Origin of the sequence: Acinetobacter sp. YH12096 (genome assembly GCF_013419215.1) — a bacterium.
GTDB classification, from domain to species: Bacteria; Pseudomonadota; Gammaproteobacteria; order Pseudomonadales; family Moraxellaceae; genus Acinetobacter; species Acinetobacter amyesii.
Genome location: NZ_VPAM01000022.1, coordinates 1 through 20,243, shown reverse-complemented (window position 1 = coordinate 20,243; position 20,243 = coordinate 1). Strand labels below are relative to the sequence as shown.

General features: G+C 41.9%; 18 protein-coding genes. 9 read left to right on the top strand and 9 right to left on the bottom strand.

Going from position 1 to position 20,243, the window contains the following annotated elements; all coding sequences use genetic code 11:
• Positions 1-56: 56 nt before the first annotated feature.
• From lolA to rplU, 5 genes are all read right to left on the bottom strand, one after another.
• Positions 57-752, bottom strand: a complete 696-nt coding sequence (gene lolA, locus FTU36_RS10370; protein WP_111885313.1) for an outer membrane lipoprotein chaperone LolA — start codon at positions 750-752, stop codon at positions 57-59.
• A 232-nt stretch (positions 753-984) separates the two neighbouring features.
• Complete coding sequence (locus FTU36_RS10365) at positions 985-2,112, bottom strand: YadA-like family protein (protein WP_180117800.1); 1,128 nt, start codon at positions 2,110-2,112, stop codon at positions 985-987.
• Positions 2,113-2,204: 92 nt separating this feature from the next.
• On the bottom strand, positions 2,205-2,375 hold the full coding sequence (locus FTU36_RS10360; protein WP_180117798.1) for a hypothetical protein: 171 nt from the start codon (positions 2,373-2,375) through the stop codon (positions 2,205-2,207).
• 181 nt (positions 2,376-2,556) lie between these two features.
• On the bottom strand, positions 2,557-2,811 hold the full coding sequence (gene rpmA, locus FTU36_RS10355) for a 50S ribosomal protein L27 (RefSeq protein WP_067764378.1): 255 nt from the start codon (positions 2,809-2,811) through the stop codon (positions 2,557-2,559).
• A 19-nt stretch (positions 2,812-2,830) separates the two neighbouring features.
• Complete coding sequence (gene rplU / locus FTU36_RS10350) at positions 2,831-3,142, bottom strand: 50S ribosomal protein L21 (RefSeq protein WP_078191390.1); 312 nt, start codon at positions 3,140-3,142, stop codon at positions 2,831-2,833.
• A 459-nt stretch (positions 3,143-3,601) separates the two neighbouring features.
• On the opposite strand from rplU, the gene sdsA reads away from it, so the two are divergent.
• The 8 genes from sdsA to FTU36_RS10310 all read left to right on the top strand — a co-directional run bounded on the left by sdsA (position 3,602) and on the right by FTU36_RS10310 (position 14,319).
• Entirely contained in the window at positions 3,602-4,579 is a 978-nt protein-coding gene (sdsA, locus tag FTU36_RS10345) for an All-trans-nonaprenyl-diphosphate synthase (protein ID WP_078191391.1), read from the top strand.
• Positions 4,580-4,610: 31 nt separating this feature from the next.
• Entirely contained in the window at positions 4,611-6,662 is a 2,052-nt protein-coding gene (locus FTU36_RS10340; RefSeq protein WP_180117796.1) for a site-specific recombinase, read from the top strand.
• A 152-nt stretch (positions 6,663-6,814) separates the two neighbouring features.
• The gene (locus FTU36_RS10335; protein ID WP_180005070.1) at positions 6,815-7,411 is read left to right on the top strand and encodes a phosphatase PAP2 family protein; all 597 of its coding nucleotides are present in this window, start codon (positions 6,815-6,817) and stop codon (positions 7,409-7,411) included.
• Between the two features lie 42 nt (positions 7,412-7,453).
• On the top strand, positions 7,454-8,719 hold the full coding sequence (locus tag FTU36_RS10330; RefSeq protein ID WP_180117794.1) for an efflux RND transporter periplasmic adaptor subunit: 1,266 nt from the start codon (positions 7,454-7,456) through the stop codon (positions 8,717-8,719).
• A gap of 12 nt (positions 8,720-8,731) precedes the next feature.
• Entirely contained in the window at positions 8,732-11,911 is a 3,180-nt protein-coding gene (locus FTU36_RS10325; protein WP_180005072.1) for an efflux RND transporter permease subunit, read from the top strand.
• On the top strand, positions 11,911-13,365 hold the full coding sequence (adeK, locus tag FTU36_RS10320; RefSeq protein WP_078191396.1) for a multidrug efflux RND transporter AdeIJK outer membrane channel subunit AdeK: 1,455 nt from the start codon (positions 11,911-11,913) through the stop codon (positions 13,363-13,365). The genes FTU36_RS10325 and adeK overlap by 1 nt, the downstream gene beginning before the upstream one ends.
• Positions 13,366-13,515: 150 nt before the next feature.
• The gene (locus FTU36_RS10315) at positions 13,516-13,872 is read left to right on the top strand and encodes a YbjQ family protein (RefSeq protein WP_078192212.1); all 357 of its coding nucleotides are present in this window, start codon (positions 13,516-13,518) and stop codon (positions 13,870-13,872) included.
• Positions 13,873-13,875: 3 nt separating this feature from the next.
• Positions 13,876-14,319 (top strand): YbjQ family protein, encoded by a 444-nt coding sequence (locus tag FTU36_RS10310; protein ID WP_168378127.1) that lies wholly within the window; start codon positions 13,876-13,878, stop codon positions 14,317-14,319.
• A gap of 33 nt (positions 14,320-14,352) precedes the next feature.
• On the opposite strand, the gene FTU36_RS10305 is transcribed toward FTU36_RS10310, so the two are convergent.
• The 3 genes from FTU36_RS10305 to FTU36_RS10295 all read right to left on the bottom strand — a co-directional run bounded on the left by FTU36_RS10305 (position 14,353) and on the right by FTU36_RS10295 (position 16,966).
• A complete protein-coding gene (locus tag FTU36_RS10305) occupies positions 14,353-15,369 on the bottom strand; it encodes a hypothetical protein (protein WP_180117792.1) in 1,017 nt (338 codons plus the stop codon).
• A gap of 74 nt (positions 15,370-15,443) precedes the next feature.
• Entirely contained in the window at positions 15,444-16,250 is an 807-nt protein-coding gene (locus tag FTU36_RS10300) for an SDR family oxidoreductase (protein WP_078191399.1), read from the bottom strand.
• A 44-nt stretch (positions 16,251-16,294) separates the two neighbouring features.
• Positions 16,295-16,966, bottom strand: a complete 672-nt coding sequence (locus FTU36_RS10295; RefSeq protein WP_180055776.1) for a hypothetical protein — start codon at positions 16,964-16,966, stop codon at positions 16,295-16,297.
• Positions 16,967-17,150: 184 nt separating this feature from the next.
• On the opposite strand from FTU36_RS10295, the gene FTU36_RS10290 reads away from it, so the two are divergent.
• Positions 17,151-20,045 (top strand): valine--tRNA ligase, encoded by a 2,895-nt coding sequence (locus FTU36_RS10290; RefSeq protein WP_180117790.1) that lies wholly within the window; start codon positions 17,151-17,153, stop codon positions 20,043-20,045.
• Between the two features lie 102 nt (positions 20,046-20,147).
• On the opposite strand, the gene FTU36_RS10285 is transcribed toward FTU36_RS10290, so the two are convergent.
• Positions 20,148-20,243: transposase domain-containing protein (locus FTU36_RS10285; protein ID WP_141192730.1), on the bottom strand; the 96-nt coding region annotated here is incomplete at its 5' end.

Sequence of the window (20,243 nt, the reverse complement as noted above, 5' to 3'; positions counted from 1 at the left end):
TTTACATTTCTCCATAAAAAAAGCAGACGGATGTCTGCTTTTTTCGATTATGAGAATTATTGATCAATAATGTCCGTACCTTTTGGAGGTACAAAATTAAAGGTTGATGCTGGAATAGACGCATTCACCTTCACATTATTGAAACGTACATGGGTTGTTTGACCTAATGAGTCTTGGAGAATCATTAAAGTCGGCGCATTTTTCGCACCAAAACTAATAGTTAAGCTTTGAAACACACCATCATCACTTTTTGGATATAAAGTGTAGTAAGTTTTGGTCTTATTCGGCTGTGTAATACGATAAGACTTCATGATTTGAGCCGTATTACCTGACAATAATAATGCAGGCGTATTCGCAACTTGGTCATCTAAGCTTTGGCGTACTGCTTGTTGTAGATCTGGGTCATAGATCCAAACTGTTTTACCTGTGGTCGCAATGGTTTGCTTAGATGGGCTGGTTGTTTCCCAATAGAATTTACCCGGACGCTGAACTTTCATGACCCCAGTAAAAGTTTGGTTCATATGCTGCGCACTTAAACCTTTCTTTTGAGTAGCTTTCGGGTTAGTCACTTTTGTAGTTTGCTGAAAGTTAGCTGTAAAACTTTTAATACCCGATAATTGTTTCACCAAATTGGCAGTTGCCTGCTGCTCCGACGCTGCAACTGGTGCCGCGAATACTGTCGTACTCATAACCGGTGCCAGTGTCGCTGCACCTAATGCCATAGCACAGATGGTTTTACGAAGCATTTTCATAGATTCACCTTTTATATTTGCATCAACGCAATTTGTTAGATGGCTCCATCTTAAACCACTTTCATTGACTAAATTTAGAGAAAATAAGAAGTTTTGTATGGTTATTAATGCAAATTGCTGTTTTTTATTCATCATGATGGAGAAATATAAAATAAAAAGGCACTTGATTTGATTCAAATGCCTTTCAAATAGTTAAACAACGATTTAGCAATTTTAATAATCCAATATTGAGTTATTTCCATTGCCAACCGATCGATGCACCAGCGCCAAAGTCACCTTCAGAGTTCCCTGTTGCAGCCAATTTATACACATATTTATTGCTTTCAGTCACTCCACTGAAACCAACTGCATAGCCTTGTGAACCTTCCCAAGCCCCCATACCTACGCTAAACATGTTGTATCCGGCATCTGTGGGTTGCGGTAAGGAGGCGATTGCAATACTTGAAGCAACAGCACCGTAAACATTATCTTTAAATTTATTGAAATTATGGTTCAATTCATTCACACATTGATTGGTATAACTATTGGCTTGATTAAGTACATTTGCCCCATGCTGATCTGTATATGCTTTTGAACTATTTAACACTTCTAGATCTGCTTGACGCATTTGTTTCACGTTTACCGCATCGGTGTCTGCCGTACCTGCTGCCACATGGATAATTTGCCGCTCTGCACCAGCCGAGCCAACGGAAACCGTATTATTGCGGTCAAAGCTTGAACCATTGCCAAGTACAACAGCATTATTTGCAGAGGTGTTGATATTGTTACCAACCACATAGGTATTATTACCTGTGACTGTGTTATTTGAACCTACAGCACCAGATCCATCACCACCGACTATATTGTTTACACCGAGGGCAATAGACTGATTACCATCAGCTTTATTACCTGCACCGACTGCAATCGCATCTTGTCCATTCGCAGTTGGTTTAGGTGCTGTATTGGCAACGTTTGATTGGATTTTAATGTACGGATCTGTTCCTTTTAAGCTCAACAACCATTCAACTTCAGTACCGACAAATCCATTTTTTATCGCAAGTTCATATGCACTGAAACCATTTTCACCGGTTAGCCCTTGTGCGCCAACTGCACCACGTAGACTTTCTAACCATTGGTCTTCATTGCCTTCATAACCATTGCTCACCGCAACTTGATAAGCACTTGCACCATCTAGACCATTGCTGCCATTCAGACCGTTCAACCCATCCTTACCATCGATGCCGTCTCGGCCATTGAGTCCATCTTTACCGGTTGCACCTGTAACACCTACTGCTCCGGTATCACCTTTAGCTCCGGTTGCACATGTAGCGCCTGTTGCTCCTGTATCGCCTTTTTCACCAGCAGGACCTTGAGGTCCCATTGGCCCTTCTGGGCCAGGAATTCCACTATTGCAACGATTACAAGTATGCTCAGGATATGACGAGCCACTCCCACCAGCCCATGCAATTGAACCTAAGAAAATAAAATACTCACAGCTAGTAATTTTGGTACAGCTTTAATAGCGATTGAAGTTATTTCACCAAGTCCTAGTGTCTTTTCAAATGCAATTTGTTGGCTTTTATCAGGACAATTCCTTTTCTGATAGTCAGCACCGATAAAAACTATATTCAATATTTTATTCATGTCCTTATCCTTTTTTTGTATTTGTACTCCTCTATTACGCTCTTTATTTTTTGTGATTTAAATCACTATTTATGGTTAATTTATTGATTTGCACATCATTTGTAACAATCTAAAAAATACCTCACATTTTAGTCAGACGAAAAAAAACCCGCAAAAATGCGGGTTTTTTTTCTATTAAAGCTTACGCTTCAACAGATACGTAGCGACGACCGAATTGGCCTTTCACTTCGAATTTCACAACGCCGTCAGCAGTTGCAAATAAAGTATGGTCACGGCCCATACCTACATTTACACCAGCGTGGAATTCAGTACCACGTTGACGAACGATGATGTTACCAGCAGTCACAGATTGACCGCCGTAGATTTTAACACCCAACATTTTTGGGTTCGAGTCACGACCGTTTTTAGTCGAACCACCGGCTTTTTTAGTTGCCATGTCTACTTACTCCTCGTAATTAGCCTGAAATAGCTGTAATTTTCAACTCAGTGAACCATTGACGGTGACCTTGTTGTTTACGATAGTGTTTACGACGACGCATTTTGATGATGCGGATTTTGTCGTGACGACCATGGCTAACTACTTCAGCAGTTACTTTAGCGCCAGCTACTACTGGTGCACCAATTTGAATGCTGTCACCGTTAACAAGCATCAACACGTCATCAAAAGTAACAGTTGAGCCAGTTTCAGCTTTCAATAATTCTACTTTAAGGGTTTCACCCTCAACTACACGGTGTTGTTTACCACCGCTTTGGATTACTGCGTACATTTAAGTACTCCAAACATGCCCGTGTTGTCGTGCCGGTAAAGGGATATACCGATCTTAAAACGATCGTCACTGGGGTTTCGCAAAGGCAAAGATTTTAAGGGATAACCCGAAAAACAACAAGTCATTTCCGTAAAATATTAGATGAGTATGCGTTTATTATATAAACAGTGTCATTAAAACCATTAAAATGAGTGCTCTATTTCACTTATCATGCTTTTGGCAAGGTTTGACATAGATTTTTAGCAACAATTCGCTAATATACTCTGGACTGACATCAACAACATGCTGTTCAAACAACATGCTAAAGATAAAAGTCTGTTAAAAAATAAGTACAATACTTCCGCTTGATGAAAAAAATCACTTAAGATTAAGTCAATTGAGTAAGTTCTTATCTGTTATTCATATAACAAATTGCTACACTACGTCTGTAATTCAAAAATTATTGAGGTTTCTCTTCATATGACCATCGACTTTAAGCAAGATATTCTCGCGCCTGTTGCTACTGACTTTGCTGCGATGGACAAATTTATTAATGAAGGGATCACATCTAAAGTTGCCTTGGTCATGGCAGTCAGTAAACATGTGGTTGAAGCAGGCGGTAAACGCATGCGTCCCATTATGTGCTTACTTGCAGCAAAAGCTTGTGGTGCAGAAGATTTAGAAAAACACCGTAAACTTGCAGCAATTATTGAAATGCTACATACCGCAACCTTGGTACATGACGACGTAGTAGATGAATCGGGTTTACGCCGTGGTCGCCCAACCGCAAATGCGACATGGAATAATCAAACTGCCGTACTTGTGGGTGATTTTCTAATTTCTCGTGCTTTTGATTTATTGGTGGATCTAGACAGCAAGGTATTACTCAAAGACTTTTCAACGGGTACCTGTGAAATTGCTGAAGGTGAAGTTTTACAACTTCAATCACAGCACCAACCCGAAACCACAGAACAAACTTATTTAGATATTATTCACGGTAAAACTTCGCGTTTATTTGAGCTCGCTACCGAAGGTGCCGCGATTTTGACGGGTACACCAGAGTACCGTGAACCGCTTAGAAAATTTGCCGGACACTTTGGAAATGCCTTTCAAATTATTGACGATATTTTAGATTACACCTCAGATGCTGAAACATTAGGTAAAAATATTGGTGATGATTTGATGGAAGGTAAACCAACTTTACCTTTAATCTCGGCCTTAAAGAATACCACTGGCGAAGAACATGACATTATTCGCCGCAGTATTGCCACAGGTGGTACGGCAGATTTAGAGCGTGTTATTCAGATTGTACAAAGCTCTGGGGCACTTGATTATTGTAGCCAACGAGCGACTGAAGAAACTGAGGCAGCACTAGCCGCTTTAGCAGCGCTACCAGATACTGAATATCGTCAAGCTTTAATCAACCTCGCAAACTTGGCATTACACCGAATTCAATAATTAACAATATTCCTCGTAATTCCCATTGCCTATGCATATAAAACTGAATGATATCTTTTTGACCATGCAGCAACAGCTCGATACCCCTCGGGCTGTGCTGGATGAAAACTTGCTGATCGAATTGGTCAACCGAATTCGACCAGAAGATACAAAAAATACTGACGAAATTAAGAAAAAATTTCAGGCTTTCATCCAAGCTTTACTCATCACGCCAGATGCAGCCTCTACCTTGCAAAGTTTTGTCCTAAAACTCATTAGCCGATATAAACAAACCAGTTTATATGCGGACACAGGTATTTTGTCTCTCGATGGTTTTTGGGGACAACTGTTCCAACGGCTTGGCGCACATTTTCTTCCTCTGATCAATGACGAAACTCAATTACAAGATTTAGTCCGTCGAGTTTTTTATCGTCATAGCGACAAATATTGGCTGGACAGTATTGATGATCAGCAATGGATGCAGCTCTTTCGACTATTTAATCAAGGTCATAGCAATCAGGAAGAAAAAAAGAAAATTCGCCGTGAGTTAATTAAAGCCATTACCGTTTTGTCCTATCGGGTAAGTGGTATTGGCTTATATCCTGAATTTATTAATGCACAGCCTGAACTGACCGAATATGAATCACCTTTTTTGGTGCAAAACCGTGAAATAAATGATTTTATTCAGCAGTATAAAAAGCTCCATCAAAGTGCTGAAGAAATGAGTGCTGTGCTACCGCCAGATGCTTCTCAAGCGTTGGTAATGCTGGAACAATGTCGTGATGTGGTGCTGAAGATTCGGCGTGCGACCAAACGAATTGGCGTAAGTGTCAGCCTAACGTACTTATTGTCGCTTTTAGAACAGTGTTTAGATCGCTTAGAAATCTTACTCAACCTGATTGTTGAAGAAGATGATGTCCGCTATGTGTCTATGGGTAGTTTACTCAGTGATGTGACGTCAGCGATTTATAACGAACGCAGTGTGCGCGATTTGCTCGCCACCAATAGTGAATTGGTTGCCCTACAAGTCACCGAAAACGCAAGTAAAACTGGCGAACACTATGTAAGTACGGACAAACAAGGCTTTATGAGCATGTACCGATCTGCGGCAGGTGCCGGTGTGATCATTGCATGTATGGCAACTTTAAAAGTGCTGATGGCCCGTGTCAGCATGGCACCGCTCATGCAAGCCATTTCATATAGTCTGAACTACTCTTTCGGCTTTATGCTGATTCATGTCTTACATTTTACGGTTGCTACCAAACAGCCTGCGATGACAGCTGCCGCCCTTGCCTCGACAGTTCAACATCGTAAAGGCTCGAAAATGGCGCAGATTGCCGAACTTGCCGCGCTGATTATTAACATCATTCGAACCCAGTTTATTGCAATCTTAGGCAACATTAGTATTGCGATTCCTGTTGCAGCATTGATCGCCCTCAGTTGGGACATGGCTTTACATGAGCCATTAATGAATCATGCAAAAGCAGCTAAAACCTTACACGACCTCAATCCATTTACCTCATTGGCTGTGCCACATGCTGCGATAGCTGGGGTATGTTTGTTTTTATCAGGTTTGCTTGCTGGGTACTTTGACAACATGGCGATCTATCGCAAAGTTGGACCACGGATTCAAGCACATCCAAAGTTAAAACGCATCATGGGTCAAGAGAGACTGGATAAGCTTGCCGCTTACATTGAGCGAAACTTAGGTGCATTAGCAGGTAACTTCTTATTCGGGATCATGCTAGGCAGTATGGGAACGATTGGATTTATTTTTGGTTTACCTTTAGATATTCGCCATATCGCCTTCGCCTCGGCCAACTTCATTCAAGGCCTCATCAATATTAATGGTTCACCAGACATTGGCTTAATCATTGTGTCATTCTTAGGAGTTATTCTGATCGGTCTGACTAACTTATTCGTCAGTTTCACGTTAACCATTATTGTGGCACTACGGGCACGTCGCGTAAGATTTGAACAATGGAAACCACTGGCTAAATTGGTGATGACTCATTTTCTAACGCGACCAAGTGACTTTTTCTGGCCACCAAAAGCCCCACTTGAAGTTGAAGATGGCACACAAGCCAGTAAGAACAATCATTAGCAGATTTGTGTTTTATTTTAGTAAGATGTAAATGAACACAAAAAATAAAATCAGTATGATTTACACAGACTTGAAATAAAGTGTACTGATGAGTACACTTTAGTCCATTAATTAACCGAGCTCAAACCGGTTAAAATGACAAGGAATAAAATATGCCACGAACGCTACTGTTTGTTGGTTTTTTTGCATTAATTATCAGTGTGTTGTCGCTTTATCCCACCTATTTAAATCTATTAGATTTAAATATCGTGGAATGGATGAGTCAGCACCGTATTGCTGTTTTTAATCAAATTGCCATCGGACTTTCCGCGCTAGGCGGCATGCCTTTTGTATTATTTTTCACCACGCTATGGTGTTTACACTTTGCGTGGTATAAAAAATACACAGAGATTGTTTTTATCAGTATAGGGATCTTTGGAAGTATCGGCCTTGCATGGTTGCTTAAATTTACGTTCACCAGACCGCGCCCCCCAGAAATGTACCATCTTGTAGCGTCTTACGGGAGTTCATTCCCAAGCGCACACAGTTGTTATGCTGCATCGCTTGCGTGTTTGATGATCTTGATTTACCGACAACATGCTCAACATCGCTTGATCACCATTTTGGCATTGTTATGGATGCTGTGTATGGGTGTTTCGCGAGTATATGTTGGGGTTCATTTTCCGACAGATGTCTTATCCGGTTGGAGCATAAGTTTTATTTGGATCGCGCTACTTTATTTGAGTTACATCAAAATCAGTAAAGCGTAAACAAATGAATAATTTAGATAAATATCTAATTGAGGTGGAACAATGATGTCTGCAAAGCTTTGGGCTCCCGCCCTGACTGCTTGCGCATTGGCAACAAGTATTGCACTTGTTGGTTGTAGCAAAGATCCTAAAAATGCACAGCAAGCTGCTGCTGCACAGCAAATGCCACCAACTGAAGTCGGTGTCATTGTTGCCCAACCGCAAAGCGTTGAACAATCTGTTGAACTTTCAGGCCGTACATCTGCCTATGAAATTTCAGAAGTACGTCCACAAACCAGTGGTGTAGTACTGAAACGTTTATTTGCAGAAGGTAGCTATGTTCGCGAAGGACAAGCCTTGTACGAGATCGACTCACGTACAAACCGTGCTTCAGCTGACAGTGCTCGTGCTGCTTTAACACGTCAACAAGCAAATTTAGGCGTGTTACGTGTTAAAGAAGGTCGCTACCGTCAGCTTGTTGGCTCAAATGCGATTTCTAAACAAGAATATGACGATATTGTGGCGCAAGTAAAACTGGCTGAAGCAGACGTTGCGGCATCTCAGGCAGAACTTAAAAATGCAGAAATTAACCTAGGTTACTCAACTGTACGTGCGCCAATTTCAGGTCAAACCAACCGTTCAACAGTGACAGCGGGTGCATTAGTTACTGCATCTCAAGCTGATCCATTGGTAACAATTCAACGTCTTGATCCAATGTACGTTGACATTAACCAATCAAGTGCTGAACTTCTTCGTCTACGCCAACAGTTAAGCAAAGGCAACTTAGACAGCAGTAATAACACCAAAGTGAAATTACGTCTTGAAGATGGTAGCGAATACCCAATTGAAGGTCGTCTTGCATTTTCTGATGCAAGTGTGAACCCTGATACAGGTACGGTTACGCTTCGTGCTGTGTTCTCTAACCCGAACCATTTATTGCTTCCGGGTATGTTTGCCAATGCTCGCATCGTTCAGGGTGTGATTCCAAACGCTTACCTTATTCCACAAGCTGCTATTACACGTACCCCTACAGGTCAAGCAATGGCAATGATTGTGAATGCAAAAGGTGCTGTAGAATCTCGTCCTGTAACAACAGTCGGTACTCAAGGTGCAAACTGGATCGTGACTCAAGGTTTAAACACTGGCGATAAAGTGATTGTTGACGGTATTGCAAAAGTGAAAGCTGAGCAACAAGTTGTAGCCAAACCGTATCAACCTCAGGCCGCTGCACCTCAAGGTGCTCAACAACCTGCTGCAGCAAAACCAGACGCTAAAGCCGCAGAACAAGCAGCGCCTAAAACTGAACAAAAAGCTACTTCAAACGCATAAGGAGTAGACTGAATGGCTCAATTCTTTATTCATCGCCCCATTTTTGCGTGGGTGATTGCATTGGTAATTATGCTAGCGGGTGTACTCACGCTATCTAATATGCCAATTGCACAGTATCCGACCATTGCGCCGCCAACGGTTTCAATCTCTGCGACTTACCCTGGTGCGTCTGCAGAAACAGTTGAAAACACCGTAACCCAAATCATTGAACAACAAATGAATGGTTTGGATGGCTTACGTTATATTTCGTCAAACAGTGCGGGTAACGGTCAAGCATCTATTACATTGAACTTTGAACAAGGGATCGATCCAGATATCGCCCAAGTTCAAGTCCAGAACAAACTCCAGTCTGCGACAGCGCTATTACCTGAAGACGTACAACGTCAAGGTGTAAAAGTCACCAAATCTGGCGCAAGCTTCCTACAAGTTGTAGCATTCCACTCACCGTCGGGTAAGTTGACTGCGGACGACATTAAGGACTATGTAAACTCGAATATTTCTGAACCTCTCAGCCGTGTGGCAGGTGTAGGTGAAGTCCAAGTATTCGGTGGTTCTTATGCGATGCGTATTTGGCTAGATCCAGCCAAAATGGCAAACCTGAAAGTTACACCGAGTGATGTGGCTGCGGCTATCCGTACACAGAATGCTCAGGTTGCTGTTGGTCAGTTAGGTGGTGCGCCTGCAACTGAAGGTCAAGTACTGAACGCGACAGTTACAGCACAAAGTTTGTTGCAAACACCAGAGCAGTTTAAAAACATTTTCCTGCGTAACAGTAGTGATGGTGCTCAGGTACGTTTAGGTGATGTTGCACGTGTTGAATTAGGTGCAGACAACTATCAGTTTGACTCTAAGTTCAACAACAAACCTGCTGGTGGTGTAGCGATCAAACTAGCAACTGGTGCAAACGCATTAGACACAGCCGAAGCTGTTGAAGCACGTTTAAAAGAACTACGTCCAAACTACCCTGAAGGTTTAAAAGACACGCTTGCATTTGATACGACTCCATTCATTAAGTTATCGATTGAAAGTGTTGTACATACCCTTGTAGAAGCCGTGATTCTTGTATTCTTTGTGATGTTCTTATTCTTACAGAACTGGCGCGCAACGATTATTCCGACATTGGCTGTACCTGTAGTGGTATTGGGTACTTTTGCTGTCATTAACATGTTTGGTTTCTCGATCAACACTCTCACCATGTTCGCGATGGTACTGGCGATTGGTCTCCTCGTGGATGATGCAATTGTTGTCGTAGAGAACGTTGAACGTGTCATGGTTGAAGATCATCTTGACCCAGTGACTGCAACTGAAATCTCAATGAAACAGATCTCGGGTGCCTTAATCGGTATTACCTCTGTGTTAACCGCTGTATTCGTGCCGATGGCATTTTTCGGTGGTACGACAGGTGTAATTTATCGTCAGTTCTCAATCACGCTGGTAACAGCAATGATTCTGTCATTGATTGTAGCATTGACCTTTACCCCTGCCCTATGTGCGACCATGTTGAAACAACATGATCCAAACAAACCTGAAAGCAACAATATCTTTGCCCGTTTCTTCCGTTGGTTTAACAGCTCTTTTGATAAAGTTGCGCATAAATACCAAGGCGGCGTGAACTTCATGACACACCACAAGATTTTCTCTGGTGTGATTTATGCAGTTGTAATCGGCTTATTAGTGCTTTTATTCCAAAAGTTACCATCATCATTCTTACCTGAAGAAGACCAAGGTGTTGTAATGACACTGGTACAGTTACCACCGAATGCCTCACTTGAGCGTACGGATAAAACTGTCACTGCAATGACCGATTACTTCCTGAAAAACGAAGAAAAATATGTCGATTCTGTATTCAGTGTTGCCGGTTTCTCGTTCACAGGTGTAGGTCAAAACGCAGGTCTTGCATTCATCAAGTTAAAAGATTGGGAAGACCGTACATCACCTGAATCTCAAGTGGGTGCGATTATTCAACGTGGTATGGCATTGAACATGATCGTGAAGGATGCTTCATACATCATGCCAATCCAATTACCAGCAATGCCTGAATTGGGTGTAACTGCCGGCTTCAACTTGCAGTTAAAAGCTTCTGCAGGTCAAACTCATCAACAACTTATCGATGCCCGTAATATGGTGCTCGGTATGGCTGCTCAAGATAAACGCCTCATGGGTGTTCGTCCTAACGGTCAAGAAGATACGCCACAGTACAAAATCACGATTGACCAAGCTCAAGCCGGTGCTATGGGTGTCAGCATTGCTGAAATCAATACCACAATGGGTATGGCATGGGGTGGTTCTTACATCAATGACTTCGTTGACCGTGGTCGTGTGAAGAAAGTCTATGTACAAGGTGAAGCTGCGGCACGTATGATGCCTGAAGACCTGAGCCAGTGGTATGTCCGTAACAACCAAGGCACAATGGTTCCATTCTCGACCTTCGCTACTGGTGAATGGACTTATGGTTCACCACGTCTTGAACGTTATAACGGTATCGCATCTGTGAACATTCAAGGTTCACCGGGTGTGGGTGTAAGTTCGGGCGACGCGATGAAAGCGATGGAAGAAATTGTACAAAAACTTCCTTCGATGGGCGTTCAAGGCTTTGACTATGAATGGACTGGTTTATCTCTAGAAGAACGTGAGTCTGGCGCACAAGCACCATTCCTATACGCACTTTCATTGTTAATCGTCTTCCTATGTCTTGCTGCCTTGTATGAAAGCTGGTCTATTCCGTTCTCAGTATTACTGGTTGTACCATTAGGTGTATTGGGTGCGTTATTACTGACTTTCCTTGGAATGGTGTTCTTCAAAAATCCAAACTTGGCGAATAACATTTACTTCCAGGTGGCTATTATTGCCGTCATTGGTTTGTCCGCGAAGAATGCGATCTTGATCGTAGAATTTGCCAAAGAACTTCAAGAAAAAGGTGAAGATCTGTTTGACGCAACTTTGCATGCCGCTAAAATGCGTCTACGTCCAATTATCATGACCACTTTAGCCTTTGGTTTTGGTGTACTTCCGCTTGCCCTTTCTTCGGGTGCAGGTGCAGGTAGCCAGCACTCTGTAGGTTATGGTGTATTGGGTGGCGTAATCAGTTCTACCCTACTTGGTATCTTCTTTATTCCTGTGTTCTACGTATGGATCCGAAGTATCTTTAAGTACAAACCAAAACAACAAAATAATCAGGAGCATTTATCGTGATGCAAAATGTATGGTCTATTGCAGGTCGTAGCATTGCGGTTTCTTCACTTGCGCTTGCTTTGGCTGCCTGCCAAAGCATGCGTGGTCCAGAGCCGGTTGTTCAGACCAATATCCCCGAAAGCTACACAGCAAGTGCTTCTGGCACTTCTGTGGCTGAGCAAGGATATAAAGATTTCTTTGCTGACCAACGTCTGGTACAAGTTCTTGACTTAGCTTTAGCCAATAACCGTGACCTACGTACGGCTGCTTTAAATATTGAACGTGCACAACAACAGTATCAAATCACTGCCAATGGTCAATTACCAACCATTGGTGCAAGTGGTAGCGTACTTCGTCAAGACACGTTGAATACGCAAAAGCCTGTAACTTCTTACAATGTCGGTTTAGGTGTCACTGCCTATGAACTTGATTTTTGGGGTCGTGTACGTAGCTTAAAAGACAATGCTTTAGACAGTTACCTTGCAACTGCAAGTGCCCGTGATGCAACGCAAATTGCGCTTGTGGGTCAAGTGGCTCAAGCATGGTTAAACTATGCATACGCTAACTCAAACTTGAAGCTTGCGGATCAAACCTTAAAGGCTCAGCTTGAATCTTATAATCTCAACAAAAAGCGTTTTGATGTCGGTATCGACAGTGAAGTTCCTGTTCGTCAGGCTCAAATTTCTGTAGAAACTGCACGTAATGATGTTGCGAACTACAAGACTCAAATTGCTCAAGCACAAAACTTATTGAACCTATTAGTGGGTCAACAAGTGCCTGCGAACTTGCTGCCGAACCAACGTGTCAATCGAATTACTTCGACCAATACCATTGGTTCGGGTATTCCAAGTGATTTGTTGAACAACCGTCCAGATGTCCGTGCAGCTGAATACAAACTGTCTGCTGCTGGTGCGAACATTGGTGCAGCTAAAGCACGTCTGTTCCCTACGATTAGTCTGACAGGTTCTGCGGGTTATGCTTCAACGGACTTAGGTGATCTATTTAAATCAGGCAACTTTGTATGGTCTGCTGGTCCTAGCCTAGATATTCCAATCTTCGACTGGGGTACACGTCAGGCCAATATTAAAGTTTCTGAAACTGACCAGAAAATTGCATTGTCTGATTATGAAAAATCAGTTCAGTCAGCTTTCCGTGAAGTGAATGATGCGCTTGCAGTTCGCCAAAACATTGGTGACCGTATTGCAGCACAGCGCCGTTTAGTTGATGCAACCAATACAACGTACAAACTATCAAATGCCCGCTTCCGTGCTGGTATTGATAGCTACTTAACTGTACTGGATGCGCAGCGTGCATCTTATGCAGCTGAGCAAGGTTTGTTGTTGCTTGAACAAGCAAATCTCAACAACCAAGTTGAATTGTATAAAACACTTGGTGGTGGTATCAAAGCCAACACTTCTGATGCTGTGCAATACCAACCTTCTACTGCCGAACGTAAAGCAGCATCAAAACAATAATTTGATTTAGCCTAGCCCGTAATATTTGAAAAGCTCACTTCGGTGGGCTTTTTCATTTTTAGATCGAAGCCTCAAAATAAAAATGAACATATTGCTTTTTGTTGAAGAGTTTCCTATCTTCAATTCACCTTTTTATATTGATAACTAAAAATGCTTTTAAGTAATCTTGAATCTGTTCCGGGTCATACCATTACACAACAACTTGATGTCGTTTATGGCAGTACTGTCCGCAGTAAACATGTTGGTCGTGACTTTATGGCTGGCCTAAAAAATATTGTGGGTGGTGAGCTCAAAGGTTATACAGAACTACTCGAAGAATCCCGTCAAGAAGCTATGAGCCGTATGATTGATAAAGCACGTGCCTTAGGCGCGAATGCTGTCGTCGGCATCCGTTTTTCAACCTCAAATATTGCTCAAGGCGCCTCTGAATTATTTGTGTATGGCACGGCTGTTCGCGTAGAAGCCAACTCAGCAAAACTCCCAGACCCATTTCCAACTCAGGACTAAGTCATGGATGCCTTTATTTTTAAAGTCCTGATCTTTGTGGCGCTTTTTTGTATTGGCTGGGGCTTCGGTCGCCATATCGAACAAAAACATCTCAAAGAACTCGAAGCTCAAGAAAAACGTTTAGCGCATATTCAAATAGACAACAACCGTTTTAAAACTACTGAACATTTCGGACAGCTGATTTCGAGTAATGTAGTGATTTCACATGATTATTTTAAATATGTGATTGCCAATATTCAGAACTTCTTTGGCGGACGTTTAACCAGTTATGAAAGCATTGTCGATCGGGCACGTCGTGAAGCCGTGGTGCGTTTAAAGCAAGAAGCTGAAAAGATGGGCGCAACGCAAATTATGGGCCTGCGTTTAAGCACCACTGAGTTGGGTATGCAAGGCGGCATGGTCGAAGTCTTTGCGTATGGAACAGCAATTCAAAAGAGAGACATCTGATCTCTCTACTTCTCCCCAATTCATTTTTACTATTTAATTTACTTTACACAATGTGTTTTCAAACTCTTCATAACTCACATTTTCATTGCGACAAACTTTAAAGCAAACTTCATTAAATTTCTTTTCATCAATATTTGGATCATGATAACTAAATGCAACATCTCCAGCATAAGCACGTGCCAGATCTTGCACCACAATGTCAGCTTTACATCCATATAAAGTTGGACATGCCTCTAATGTTCCTTCGTAATACTCTTTACACTGAGTCGGTTCAACATCCACCTTATTGGTTTTTTGCATCGACACATTTAAACCATATTCATTCATTAGAAGAAAATATTGAAGTTTTCTAAATGGTTTTAAGTCAATCTCGAGTCCCGAATGATTGATACGAGCCAATTGATCTTTGTAAGAATTATGATCATCTGAGATTAACTCTGCATTACCAGCTTTGTCGATTTTGATAAAGGTATAGTTGACAGGCATATATGCGCCACTCCCCTTATGTGCAATCACTTCGATCAAATGATCTTTCGCAATAAATGCGCCCGTAAATACAGTCGATTCAACACTGGTCAGCAACTTACCTTTCACTAAAACACAATATCCAAAACATTGATCTTTGAATCTAGCCTGATCGCCTTTAAAATCATCAACAGGATGAAATTCAGCTCGCCATTTAAAATCACCAATTTTATTCGAGCTATAAGGTAATTTATCAACATCTGAATCTTGAGGATTTTGACTGTAATACTCAGACTTCAATAATCCTTTTTCATCAAACAGTGCTTCGATCGGTAACCACCCCTCATTTGGTCCTCGCATAACAACTTCTGCACTCGCCGCTTCAACTTTAGGTTCAATCTCAACAGATTCAATAACTGGTTCTGATACAGTTCCTATTTCTTTTTCAGGCTTTTCGAGCGTTGACTTCTGCTCAATTTTTTGAGTTTTCTGTTTAAAATAAAAATATGCCACTGTACCGATTGCACCAATGATTGCGCACAAAATGATGGCTATTCCCCATTTGTTAAAATTATTCTTTTTCATTTCTTATAATCTCGTTACTCATTAAAAAAGTCACTGTTAAGAGTGACTTTTAAACTATTTAAACTTGATAAAATTTACTTCACTTTGGTTTTACGAATCATTTTATATAACGTTGTCGGTGATAATCGAGATACCCAAACACCGAGCTTTTCTTTAGAACCACCCACCACGATGTATTCTTCCCCACGTTGCAAAGATTGCACCACCGTTTCGGCAAACTCATTGGCTTCTAGACCATTTTCAATGGCTTCATCCTGATGCCCTTGTGGCTTGCCGGCACCATTGAGTGCATTAAATGAAACATTGGTTTTGACAAATCCGGGGAATATCACCGATACGCCCACCCCTTGATCCGCAACTTCCGCACGTAGACTGTTCGCCCACATATGAATGGCAGCTTTTGCAGCAGAATAGGTCGCTCGGTACTGTGTCCCTAATAAGCCTGCAACACTTGAAACAAAAGCAATTCGACCAGACTTTTGCGCTAAAAAAGTCGGTAAAACGGTTTTAGTCAAATAGACTTGCGAAAAATAATCTACTTCCATGATGGCACGTTCAGTTTGCATAGTCGTATCCGTGATCAATGCACGCTGACTCAATCCCGCATTATTGATTAGCCAGTCAATTCGGCCTTTATGCGCAAGGACTTGTTCATAAGCATGGCGAACTTGTTCTTCATTGGTAATGTCTGCACACACTGAAAGATGCTGATCTGGATGTAATAATGAAACCCGGACTTTTTCCAACTCTTCAAAACGACGTGCGGTCAAAATGACCTGTGCCCCTTGCAAAGCACATTCTTTCGCTAAAGCTTCACCCAAACCTGAAGATGCCCCAGTAATCCATACCACTTTTCCGTTCAAATCATCACGTTTTGCCATTTTGACATCCCTTTAAATAACTAATTTATTCATTTATATGTATTTTATGCTTTATGTAGTACAGGCTCATTGCTCAAAAACACCATAAAATGATCAAAGTACTGACTCATCGATTGTGCATCATAAATTTTGCCGAGTTTATCGAAGCGTTTATATCCGAGTTGCGTGGTGAGATTGATGACACCGGTTAAAGTTTTATCCACCACCATATTAAATTTCAGCATTTTTTTTGGTTCACGCACCAAATGCGTCACCCCTGCATCGACCACTTGCGTGAATGCTTTCAACGCGAGCGGCACATATTGGTTTTGCCCGTCTTTCATCTGACTGACAAAGCCTAGCAAGTCATTCGCTAGAGAGGCATCGATCGGGTAATGCATAAAATGCTGACCATCTTCGCTATAAAAACGTCCATATAAATAATTCACCATCGGTACAAGGCGGTCATTGCCGAAAAAAGACACAGACCACGGCATATATTTACGGGTCGTTTCACGTATTTGCTGAATAATTTTTTCGGATTCATTGTCTCCAGACTTATTCATGCGCGCCATTTGACCAAAAACTTGATCTAAAATTTCACATGCAATATCCGCTAGATTATCCCCTAAGGCTTTGGACTGACTTTCTGTTTCACCTGCATTAAGTTTTTGATGAATCGTCTCAAAACGTTGATATGTCGTAGGTTGAATCTTTAAAGAAATAGAATAAGTCATTTGATATTGCTCCTTTTATCTTAGTTTTGGGATCAATGGATACTTCTTATCTTAGGTCCTATCATACGGACTCTTTTATTTACTGCCAAATCCTAAAAGTTAACATTCGCCCAACATCCCTAATTCACCATTTTTTTTGCTACAATAGATCTAATTTTTTATCCACTTTTGATCTGTTTAGACTATGACTGATTCAGCGCAAAATATTGCTACGACCTACGATCCGACCGAGATCGAAAAAAAATGGTACAAGACTTGGGAAGAGAGAGGCTACTTCAAGCCATCTCAAAAAGGTGATTCATTCTGTATTATGATTCCGCCACCAAACGTCACTGGTAGCTTGCACATGGGTCATGGTTTCAACAATGCCATTATGGATGCGTTGACTCGTTATAACCGTATGTCTGGCAAAAATACCCTTTGGCAGCCGGGTACTGACCATGCCGGTATCGCAACGCAAATGGTTGTTGAACGTCAATTGGGCGCTGAAGGCATCAGCCGTCACGACCTAGGCCGTGAAAAGTTCATCGAAAAAGTATGGGAATGGAAAGAACAATCTGGCGGTAACATTACCCGTCAAATTCGTCGTCTAGGCTCATCTGTAGACTGGTCACGTGAACGCTTCACTATGGACGAAGGCTTATCGAATGCGGTGAAAGAAGTTTTCGTGAAATTACACGAAGAAGGTTTAATTTACCGCGGCAAACGCCTTGTAAACTGGGATCCAAAATTACAAACTGCCCTTTCTGACTTAGAAGTTGAGTCGGATAAAGAAGAACAAGGTTCATTGTGGCACTTCAAATATTTCTTTGAAGATAAATCACTACGCACTCACGATGGTAAAGATCACATTGTAGTGGCAACCACTCGTCCTGAAACATTGCTGGGTGATACTGCGGTTGCGGTTGCCCTTGATGATGAGCGTTACTCGCACCTTGTTGGTCAAAACATCATCCTCCCAATTACAGGTCGTGCCGTTCCAATCGTAAAAGATGAATATGTCGATAAAGAATTTGGTACAGGCTGTGTAAAAATTACCCCTGCACACGACTTCAATGACTATGAAGTGGGTAAACGCTGCGAATTGCCAATCATCAACATCTTCAACAAAAATGCTGAAGTATTGGCTGAATTTGAATATATCGCAAAAGCAGGTGAACAAATTTCTAAAACCATTCCTGCACCTGCAGACTACATTGGTTTAGAGCGTTTTGAAGCACGTAAACAATTGGTTGAACAAGCGGAAAGCGAAGGTTGGTTAGATCAAATCCAACCGTACACCTTGAAACCACCTCGCGGTGACCGTTCGGGCGTAATTGTTGAGCCATTATTGACTGACCAATGGTATGTGAAAATTGCACCGTTAGCGCAACCTGCAATTGAAGCGGTGCAAGATGGTCGCATCAAGTTCGTGCCTGAGCAATACAGCAATATGTATATGGCGTGGATGAACAACATTCAAGACTGGTGTATCTCGCGTCAATTGTGGTGGGGTCACCGTATTCCTGCTTGGTACGATGCTGAAGACAATGTTTATGTAGGTCGAAACGAAGAAGAAGTTCGTACGAAAAACAATATCCCTGCCGATATTCAATTAAACCAAGACGAAGACGTACTGGATACATGGTTCTCCTCTGCACTTTGGACATTCTCGACCTTAGGTTGGACGGGTGATGCCAAGAAAGATGCAGAAAACTACTTCTTAAATACCTTCCACTCAACTGATGTATTGGTGACAGGTTTTGACATCATCTTCTTCTGGGTGGCGCGTATGATCATGATGACCATGCACTTCATGAAGAATGAAGATGGCACGCCACAAGTACCGTTCAAAACTGTGTACGTTCACGGTTTAGTACGTGATGGCGAAGGTCAGAAAATGTCTAAATCTAAGGGCAACGTGCTTGACCCATTAGACTTGATTGACGGTGTTGATCTTGAAACTTTAGTACAAAAACGTACGACTGGTTTGATGAACCCGAAACAAGCAGCCAAGATTGAAAAATCTACCCGTAAAGAATTCCCTGAAGGTATTCAATCTTACGGTACAGACGCGGTTCGTTTCACGTTCTGTGCGCTTGCCAACACTGGTCGTGACATTAAGTTCGACATGAAACGTGTTGAAGGTTACCGTAACTTTGCCAACAAAATCTGGAACGCTACCCGTTTCGTGATGATGAACTGCGAAGAGCAAGTGATTGGTATCGATGCTCGTCAAGACCTTTGGGAATTGCCTGAACAGTGGATCGTGAGCCGTCTGCAAAAAGCAGAACAAGCGGTGCAAACAGCATTCGCGACGTATCGTTTAGACTTGGCTGCACAAGCGATTTATGAGTTCATTTGGAATGAATACTGTGACTGGTATGTAGAGCTGACTAAGCCTGTTCTAAATGACGAAAACGTATCAACTGAGCGTAAAGCTGAAGTACGTCGTGTGCTTCTTTCTGTGATGGAAGCATCTTTACGTTTAGCGCATCCATTAATGCCTTACTTAACCGAAGAAATCTGGCAAACACTTGCGCCGAAGTTAAACATTTCGGGCGAAACGATTATGCTTGCACAGTACCCTGTTGCTGACCAAGCGTTAGTGAATGAGCAAGCTGAAGCAGATATGCAATGGCTTCAAGGTTTGATTGGTGCTGTACGTAACATCCGTGGTGAAATGGGCTTAGGTAATGCTCGCTTGTTGCCTGTTCTACTTCAAAACACCACTGATGCTGAAAAAGCACAGATTGCTCGTATTGAGCCGTTGTTTAAAGCATTGGCAAAAGTTGAAAGCATTACTTTCCTTGCAGATGCTGAACAACCACCATTGTCTTCTTCATCTGTAGTCGGTCATGTGTCTGTATTCGTTCCAATGAAGGGTTTAATTGACCCTAAAGCGGAATTGGCTCGTCTACAAAAAGACTTAGACAAGGTTCAAAAACAGCATGACCAAATTGCCAACAAACTTTCTAACGAAGGTTTCGTAAGCAAAGCACCTGCGGCTGTGGTTGAAGGCGAGAAAGTGAAACTTGCTGAGTTTGCTGATCAGTTAGCGAAAATTAAAGCGAATATGGAGCAGATTGCAGCACTTTAATACTGTAGTTTGATTCAAAAAAATCCCCTCGAATGAGGGGATTTTTTTAATTCCAATATGTTTGGATAATTGTAAGCGTCCGCTGAACCCCATGCCTATTTTTTAATTTGAGTTGGATTTCCAGCGATGTGGCAGTAATTCTTCAATCTGAGTCACTTTATGTGTCGGCAACCTTTTCAGCACATCACTTAAATAGGC